This is a genomic window from Nguyenibacter vanlangensis (assembly GCF_013376155.1).
GTDB lineage: Bacteria > Pseudomonadota > Alphaproteobacteria > Acetobacterales > Acetobacteraceae > Gluconacetobacter > Gluconacetobacter vanlangensis.
In genome coordinates this window covers 1-567 of the sequence record NZ_JABXXP010001220.1, presented here as the reverse complement: position 1 = coordinate 567, position 567 = coordinate 1, and the positions used below count along the sequence as shown (strand labels likewise).

The following is a 567-nucleotide window of genomic DNA, read 5'->3' as shown; positions in this document are numbered from 1 at the left end:
CCGGTCGGCGGCTGGACCGACCGCTGGGGCCCGCGCCTGAACGCCGACCCCAACGGGGCGGCAACCTTCGTCGCCGCCAAGCTGGCGGCGGTGACCGGCAAGCGTGAGCAATTGTACGGCCTGGTGATGGTGGTGCTGTCGGCCAAGCTGGCCAAATGCGACGCGCCGGTGAACCGGGCCGAGATCGACGCCTTCAAGCGCCGCTTCCAGGTGCCCAGCGAGCACGCCCGGGATGTCGGCCGCCTGTTCGACCAGGCACGCCAGCGGGTGGACGATTTCGAAGGATTCGCCGCCGAGCTGGGCCGGGCCTATGCCGACCGGACCGACATGCTGGAAGAGGCGCTGGCGGCGCTGTTCGCCGTCGCCCGGGCGGATTTGGCGCCCGAGGGCGAATTGCACCCGATGGAAGCCCGCTTCCTGCGCCGCGTGCACCGGGCCTTCAAGCTCAGCCCCGGCGCGTGGGACCGCGCCGAATCGGGCGGCGCCCGGCCGGGGGTGAACGAGATCGACGCCTATACGGTGCTGGGGCTGAAGCGTGACGCCACGGACGTGGAAATCCGCGCCACC

1 protein-coding gene is annotated in these 567 nt (G+C 71.6%); it reads left to right on the top strand.

Going from position 1 to position 567, the window contains the following annotated elements; genetic code table 11:
- A partial coding sequence (locus tag HUK84_RS22230; RefSeq protein ID WP_176642047.1) for a tellurite resistance TerB family protein occupies positions 1 to 567 on the top strand: 567 nt, incomplete at both ends.